Below are 308 nucleotides of genomic sequence, written 5' to 3'. Positions count from 1 at the left end.
CCCGCCTTCAACGAGAAGGGGATGGACCAGTCGAGCAAGCTGTTCCTGTCTGGCGGGCTGCTGGACGGCTGGTACGCGCCGAGCCTGCGTCAGGATCCCAACACCGGCCTCGGCCGGTGGAGCGAGGATGACATCTACGCCTTCCTCAAGACCGGGCGGAACGGGCACGGCGTGGTCTTCGGGTCGATGGCGGATGCCTTCAACAACTCGACCCAGTTCCTGACCGACGACGACCTGCACGCGATCGCGCATTACCTCAAGGCGCTGCCCGGCGATCCGTCGCGCGACGGCAAGGCCTGGGTATACGA

At 65.9% G+C, this 308-nt stretch carries 1 protein-coding gene; it reads left to right on the top strand.

Going from position 1 to position 308, the window contains the following annotated elements; genetic code table 11:
- Nucleotides 1-21: 21 nt before the first annotated feature.
- On the top strand, nucleotides 22-308 hold a 287-nt coding region (locus CVV76_RS24560), incomplete at its 3' end, for a c-type cytochrome (RefSeq protein WP_408607900.1).

This window comes from Acidimangrovimonas sediminis, from assembly GCF_002871005.1.
GTDB lineage: Bacteria > Pseudomonadota > Alphaproteobacteria > Rhodobacterales > Rhodobacteraceae > Acidimangrovimonas > Acidimangrovimonas sediminis.
This window is presented reverse-complemented; position numbering and strand designations above follow the sequence as displayed.